Source organism: Mucilaginibacter sp. (assembly GCF_028287845.1).
Taxonomy (GTDB): Bacteria; Bacteroidota; Bacteroidia; order Sphingobacteriales; family Sphingobacteriaceae; genus Mucilaginibacter.
Genome location: NZ_JAQBOW010000001.1, coordinates 45,382 through 52,655, shown reverse-complemented (window position 1 = coordinate 52,655; position 7,274 = coordinate 45,382). Strand labels below are relative to the sequence as shown.

Below are 7,274 nucleotides of genomic sequence, written 5' to 3'. Positions count from 1 at the left end.
GGCAAAATTTTAAGCAGCATATCAGCCAAACTAAACTACCTGGTAGCCGGGGATAACATGGGCCCGGCTAAACTGGAAAAAGCACAAAAGCTGAATATCCCTATTATTAGTGATGCGGAGTTGATGGGGATGATAGGATAGCTCATTTTCTTTAACAATAATTTAACATCTCCAATCTACAACCATTTATCAATAAAATGCATCTTCGCATAAACCCCGCTCCATACATGAGGTCTGCCTTTATCTGTTTCTTATTTTTTATTGGTTTTAAAGTATCAGCGCAACAAGTTAGCGTAAGTGGCAAAATTACTGATGATACTGGCAACCCTGTTCCATTTGCCAGTGTGTATATTCAAAACACAACGCTGGGTGCATCGGCCAATAGCGAGGGCGATTATTCGCTTCAATTAAAACCCGGCCAGTATGTGATGCAATATAAAGCAATGGGCCTTAAGCAGGAAACCCGCAAGGTTGACCTGAAAGAAAGCAAGGTCATTAATATAACACTTCATACAGAGGTATATCAGCTACAAACGGTATCCATCACCGGCAATGGACAGGACCCAGCATATGCAATTATCCGCAAAGCGATAAAAAAGCGGAACACCTATTTAAACGAAGTAAGGGCTTATACCTGCGATGTTTATATTAAAGGGTTGCAAAAACTATTGGATGCGCCTAAGAAATTCCTGGGCCGCGATATTAACCAGATAGGGCGGCAGATAGGCCTGGACTCTAACCGCAGGGGTATTATATACCTGTCAGAATCCCAATCAAAATACAGTTTTATGTATCCAGGTAAGGTGCATGAAGAAATGATATCATCAAAGGTATCGGGCAGTAACCGGGCATTCAGCTTTAACAGGGCATCAGATCTGCGGATAAATTTTTATGAGAATTTTGAAACTTGGCCGGGCATAAGCTTACGGCCGCTTATATCGCCCATCGCAGATAATGCTTTATTTTATTATAACTATAAATACATTGGCGAAACTGTTGAAAACGGAAAAACAATTAATAAAATACAGGTAATACCACGCCGACCGCACGACCCTTGTTTTGAAGGTTATATTTATATACAGGATGATAGCTGGCGGCTGGTTGCCCTTGATTTATACATCACCAAAAAAGCTAATATCAGCCTTGCTGATACCATTAAAATAAATCAGCAATTTGTACCGGTAAGTAATAAGGCCTGGATGACATCAACCATCAGGTTTGATTTTACCGGTGGATTATTTGGTTTTAAACTGGGCGGTTATTTTATATCGGTTTATAAAAATTACGACCTTAATCCCACTTTTAATAAAAAGGATTTTAACGAGGTGCTACGCATTACTAAAGGAATTAATAAAAAAGACAGCACCTATTGGCAACAGGAAAGGCCCATCCCTTTAACCAACGAAGAGAAAACCGATTATACAAAGAAAGAAGTGCTGGCGGCAAAGCGCGAATCAAAGCACTACCTTGACTCGATAGATAAAGTAAATAATAAATTTAACCTCATAAGGCTTACACTTAGCGGCATGAGTTTACGTGACCGTTATAAAAAAGAGTATTACCGTTTCGATCCTTTATTAAGTACATTCTTTTTTAATACCGTGCAGGGGTTCGCGTTTAATTATAAAACATCTTTCACCAAAATGATTGATACTGCAAATAACCGGTTCTTTAGGGTTGGCGCAAATATTGGGTATGGTATTTCAGACCATATACTTAACGGCGGGGTTAACGCGCTTATCCCGGTTAGTCAATTTACCCTTGGCCTTGATGCCGGATCTGATGTGGTAGATATGAATAACCTTCAGCCTATTTCTACCTTATCAAATACGGTACATAGCTTGTTTGCCAAACAGAATTATCAAAAGCTCTATCAAAAGCAATTTGCATCCGCATCGCTTTCGGGGCGTATAACAGGTGGTTGGCAAGCTGTTGCTACAGTTGAATGGGCAAATCGCAATTGGTTACCTAATACATCGGCATATTCATTTTCTAATAACAATGTGTATACTTCTAATAATCCTTTGTTACCGGCACAAAACATTCCTTTATTTCCAAAGAATCAATCCTTCAAACTCAGTCTGCGCACTACTTATGATTTTAGTAATCAATACGAAACTCATCCTAACGGCAGGCGTTATTTACCATCGCCATACCCAACTATAGGGTTAAGCTTTACCAAGGGCATTAAAAACATATTAAGCTCGGATGTTGATTATGATAAGCTTTCTGCGGATATTTCTAAATCAGACATCAGCATGGGGGTTTACGGCCATACATCTTTTTTTATAGGAGCAGGTAAATTTTTAACCGCCACTAGCTTATATTACCCGGATTACAACCAGTTCAGGGGAAATGAGGGCATTTTTTACAGGGGCGGCATCAGCAGTTTTTTACTGCTTAATTATTATACCTACAGTACCCGTACAGAGTATCTAGAGGGGCACTTTGAACATAACTTTTCAGGGTTCATCACCAATAAGATCCCTATCATCAGGAAGCTTAAACTACAGGAAATTGTGCATATTAATTATCTTACTTCGCCCGAGTTAAAAAATTATTACGAGTTAGGATTGGGGGTGCAGTATCTTAATTTAAAGGTGCTGTATGGCACATCGTATAATAGCGGCAGCAATATACATTCAGCTATCCGGCTGGGAATCAGTTTGTAATTCTATAACGCTTTTAGGCTAAACCCTATTTATTTTACCTTTTATCCGTTGGCCGAAACAAGCTTAATGAATTAAATCAACAGCCATATCTCTAAACAAATTATTATCTTAGCACCCTTTAATTGTGAACATGAACAAATTTTACGGAACTGGGATAGCTATAGTTACCCCTTTTCATGCAGACGGGCAAGTGGATTATGACGGGCTTAAAAACCTTATCAATTATTTAATTGATGGCGGGGTAGAATACCTTGTGTCATTAGGTACAACAGGCGAGAGCGCCACATTAAATTCAGAAGAAAAGAAGAAGGTATGGGCCTATACTGCCGATGTGGTAAAGGGTAGAGTAAGTTTAGTAGCAGGCATTGGCGGTAATAATACAGCCGAGGTAGTTGAGCAGGTAAAAGAGTTTAACACAACCGGTTACGATGCTATATTATCTGCAAGCCCAGCTTACAATAAACCTACGCAAGAAGGTATTTACCAGCATTACAAAGCAATTGCCGAAAGCTCATCTTTGCCGGTAATTTTATATAATGTACCCGGCCGTACCAGCAGCAATGTTAGCGCCGATACCACTATCAGGCTGGCCCGAAATTTTAAGAACATAATTGGCATAAAAGAGGCATCAGGCAATTTCGACCAGATCAACCAGATTATGCGTGATAAGCCGGAGGGGTTTTTAATGATCTCAGGTGACGACCCGGTTAGCTTCCCTATGATTGCTTTAGGAGCTGTGGGTGTTATATCGGTAATCGGCAATGCGCTACCCCGCCAAACATCTGATATGATTCGTTTATGTTTAAATAACAATTTTAAAGCCGCGCAAAAAGGGCACTATGATCTGATTGATTTTACCAGGCTATGTTTTGTGGAAGGCAGCCCGGCCGGTGTAAAGACAGCTCTAAAACAGTTAGGTATTTGTGGTGATACGGTACGCCTGCCCCTTGTACAGGTTAGTGATCACACTGCCGGACAGATCATTAAAGAAATTCAAAAATTTTAATCTAAAGTATATAAAAAAACCCTGCTGCGTGCAGCCGGGTTTTATTGTAATACACAAAACACTTTGCGTTGGTTACGCTTTGTTTTTTGCTTCCTGAACTTCTAAACGAATAGCTTGCGCTAAATTTTTAAGGTCTTGCATACCTTTACGAACGCGGGTACCGGCTGCACTGTTACCCTTGTTGTAAAACTTGTCAGCATCCGCTTCAAGCGATGCAATTAAGTTTTTTACTTCAGTGAATTTTTTCATTTAATTTCTCCTTTTAAAATATTATTGAGGTTTTTGTTTTGTAAAAGCTAATCTAAAATGTTTTTATTGAAAAAAAAATAATTATAAATGCTTTAAACAGTGTTTTTTTCCACATTTTCAGCTCTTTTTAGCTTATGCATGCTTAGCAAGAATAGCTTAAAAAGCTATCAATTTATCAATATTATAATAAAATTTCGTTAAAAATAATATTTAGTCTAATATTGTCACCCGATGACAAAAAGCTGCTATTAATTATACTAATTGCTTTTATATCAAATCTATATAAAACAAAAAGCTCCTGCCTGTAAATTGCAGAAGCTTATTATTAATTATAAGTTTTTTACTAAACGGTTGTCATATTTTCCTTGTAATGCCCAGCCTTTAGTTTTTCGCCCATTTCGCTGTACGCGTCCAGTGTACGTTGTACATCTTCTAATGAATGTGCGGCTGTGGGTATCAATCTTAACAAGATCAATCCTTTAGGTATAACCGGGTAAATTACTATTGAACAGAATATGCCGTAGTTTTCGCGCAGGTCTCGGGTAAGTGATGTTGCTTCATACAAGTTGCCTTTTAAAAATACCGGGGTAACCATAGTATTGGTAACACCAATATCAAAACCGCGTTCTTTTAAACCCGATTGCAGGGCAGCCGTTATCTGCCATAATTTTTTGCGTAACTGTGGTTGGGTTTTAAGCAACTCAAAGCGCTTTTTAAGCCCTAATACCATTGGCATTGGCAAGGCCTTTGCAAATATTTGCGAACGCATATTGTAGCGCAAATAATCAATCACCTGCTTCTCTCCTGCAACAAATGCACCAATACCTGCCATTGATTTGGCAAAGGTGGCAAAGTACACATCTACTTCATCAATACAATCTTGCTCCTCGTGGGTACCGGCTCCGGTTTTACCCATAGTACCAAAACCATGTGCATCATCAACCAGTATGCGAAAATTATATTTGCTTTTTAGTGCAATTATCTCTTTTAATTTACCCTGGGCGCCAGACATGCCAAAGACACCTTCGGTAATTAATAATATCCCACCACCTGTTTGTTCAACTAAACGGGTAGCATGTTCCAATTGCTTTTCGCAACTCGCCATATCATTGTGCCTGTAAACAAAGCGTTTACCCATGTGCATCCGCAAGCCATCAATAATACAGGCATGCGACTCGCCATCATAAACTATAACATCATTACGATTAACCAATGAATCAATTATAGATATCATTCCCTGGTAACCATAGTTAAGCAGGAACGCATCGGGTTTACCTACAAATTCGGCAAGGCTGGTTTCCAATTCTTCATGATGTACAGAGTTGCCAGACATCATGCGGGCACCCATTGGGTAAGCCATACCGTAATCAGCAGCGGCTTGCGTATCAGCTGCCCTAACTTCGGGATGGTTAGCCAAACCCAGGTAATTATTAAGGCTCCAAACTAAATGTTCTTTTCCGTTAAACTGCATGTGCGGGCCAATATCACCCTCAAGTCTCGGATACGAAAAATATCCATGCGACCATTCCTGGTGCTGTCCAAGAGGACCGCCCATACTGCTCGTTATTTTATCAAATAAATCCAAAATTACTATTCCTATTTATCGTTTTCGGCTGCAAATATAAGGTTTTATATTGCTTCCAAAATTAGAAACAAGTGTCAAAAACCAAGAGTCAAGATAGAAAAAATAATTTAATTGATAAATTGATTCGTGTTTTTGATTCTTAATCATTCGTCCCGAAAATCAGTCTACGTTATCATGCAGGAACGAATTACTATCGCGAATCTCTATTTTACCCTCATTATCAGGCAATAAAGAAAATCTTGATATCTGACTTTCGTCAGATGCCGGGGTTTCCTGCAATGATACTTCTTTACGCTTATAAGCAGGAACGTTTTCCAGTTCCTGTATATTGCCGGTACGTAATTTCATGCTCAGATCTTTTAAGCGCATAATACGCTCACGGGATTTGCGTAATTGGTCCTCGATAGATTCGTCGGTTTTATGTTCATCCGCATTAACAACGGGGTGAGGTGGCACTATGTCCTCTTCAACCGCAGCTTCAAAGTTGATAATGGTCTCGGTTTCAGGGTCTGCTAGTTTGAATGTAAATTCAGGTAATTCGCTTTCATTCTCGCCTATAGGCTGCTCATCAATTTCCTGGAAATTATATTTTATTACAGACGGTTCCTCGGTACGTGTAGCTGCAAACAGATCGAATAACCCCGCTTGTTTTTGTTCTTCCTTTGGTTGTTTCATATAAGGCTCGGCGGTGGTGCCTTCGCTTACATGATTTATAAACTCATTAACCGGTTTAACCATTGGCGCATCAGGCACCAGCATAGATACTATTTTTTTGGTGCTGTATTCTTTCTCACGTTCATCCTTTGTTTGGAAACCGGTGGCTATAATTGTAACAGATATTTTATCGCCCAGACTTTCGTCTTTGCAATTACCCCATATCAGGTCGGCAGCAAGTCCGGCTTCTTCCTGGATGTAGTCGGTAATAATACTTACCTCATCCATGGTTACTTCTTTCACGCCCGAGCTAATATTTAATAGGATATAACGTGCTCCTTCAATTTCGTTATCTTTTAATAATGGGGATGATAACGCGCCTTCAACAGCTCTTAATGCACGATTCTCGCCTTCAGCTGCCGAGCTTCCCATAATAGATACACCGCTGTCTTTCATTACAGTGCGCACATCTTTAAAGTCAACATTTATATAGCCCGGTAAGGTTATAATTTCTGCAATACCTTTGGCGGCAGTTGTTAAAATATCATCAGCTTGTGCAAATGCCGAACCTAAGGTTAGGTTACCAAAAATTTGGCGCAGCCTGTCGTTTGATATTACCAGGAACGAATCAACGTATTTTTTCAATTCTTCCATTCCCTCTTCGGCCTGCATTTTACGGCGCTTGCCTTCAAAAGAGAAAGGAGTAGTGATAATGCCAACGGTTAATATATCCATCTCGCGTGCGGCTTTGGCAATAATTGGGCTGGCACCTGTACCTGTACCACCGCCCATACCTGCTGTAATAAACAACATTTTGGTATTAACGCCCAGCATTTGCTTAATATCGTCAATATTTTCGATAGCCGAATTTTTTCCAACCTCGGGTATTGAACCGGCACCCATACCTTCTGTTAAGCTTGCCCCCAGCTGCACCTTGTTGGGTATAGGGCTTAACTCTAACGCCTGCGCGTCAGTGTTACAGATTATAAAATCAACACCTGTAATACCTGCCTTGTACATGTGGTTTACCGCGTTACCACCGCCGCCGCCAACACCAATAACCTTGATGATAGACGACTTTTCTTTTAACATCTCAAATTGCATAATC

Annotated in this window: 6 protein-coding genes; 3 read left to right on the top strand and 3 right to left on the bottom strand. The window is 39.8% G+C overall.

Annotation, left to right across the window (positions count from 1 at the left end; genetic code table 11):
- The 3 genes from JWP71_RS00220 to dapA form a co-directional block, all read left to right on the top strand.
- Positions 1-141 (top strand): BRCT domain-containing protein (locus JWP71_RS00220; RefSeq protein WP_299495749.1); only part of this gene is annotated, 141 nt, incomplete at its 5' end.
- Positions 142-227: 86 nt separating this feature from the next.
- Positions 228-2,672: a DUF5686 and carboxypeptidase regulatory-like domain-containing protein gene (locus tag JWP71_RS00215; RefSeq protein ID WP_299495747.1), complete on the top strand. Its 2,445-nt coding sequence runs from the start codon at positions 228-230 to the stop codon at positions 2,670-2,672.
- A gap of 130 nt (positions 2,673-2,802) precedes the next feature.
- Entirely contained in the window at positions 2,803-3,678 is an 876-nt protein-coding gene (gene dapA, locus JWP71_RS00210) for a 4-hydroxy-tetrahydrodipicolinate synthase (RefSeq protein ID WP_299495745.1), read from the top strand.
- A 72-nt stretch (positions 3,679-3,750) separates the two neighbouring features.
- On the opposite strand, the gene JWP71_RS00205 is transcribed toward dapA, so the two are convergent.
- The 3 genes from JWP71_RS00205 to ftsZ all read right to left on the bottom strand — a co-directional run bounded on the left by JWP71_RS00205 (position 3,751) and on the right by ftsZ (position 7,270).
- On the bottom strand, positions 3,751-3,927 hold the full coding sequence (locus JWP71_RS00205; protein ID WP_144246444.1) for a histone H1: 177 nt from the start codon (positions 3,925-3,927) through the stop codon (positions 3,751-3,753).
- 343 nt (positions 3,928-4,270) lie between these two features.
- A complete protein-coding gene (locus JWP71_RS00200; RefSeq protein ID WP_299495739.1) occupies positions 4,271-5,512 on the bottom strand; it encodes an aminotransferase class I/II-fold pyridoxal phosphate-dependent enzyme in 1,242 nt (413 codons plus the stop codon).
- Positions 5,513-5,671: 159 nt separating this feature from the next.
- Entirely contained in the window at positions 5,672-7,270 is a 1,599-nt protein-coding gene (gene ftsZ, locus JWP71_RS00195; protein ID WP_299495737.1) for a cell division protein FtsZ, read from the bottom strand.
- Positions 7,271-7,274 lie beyond the last annotated feature (4 nt).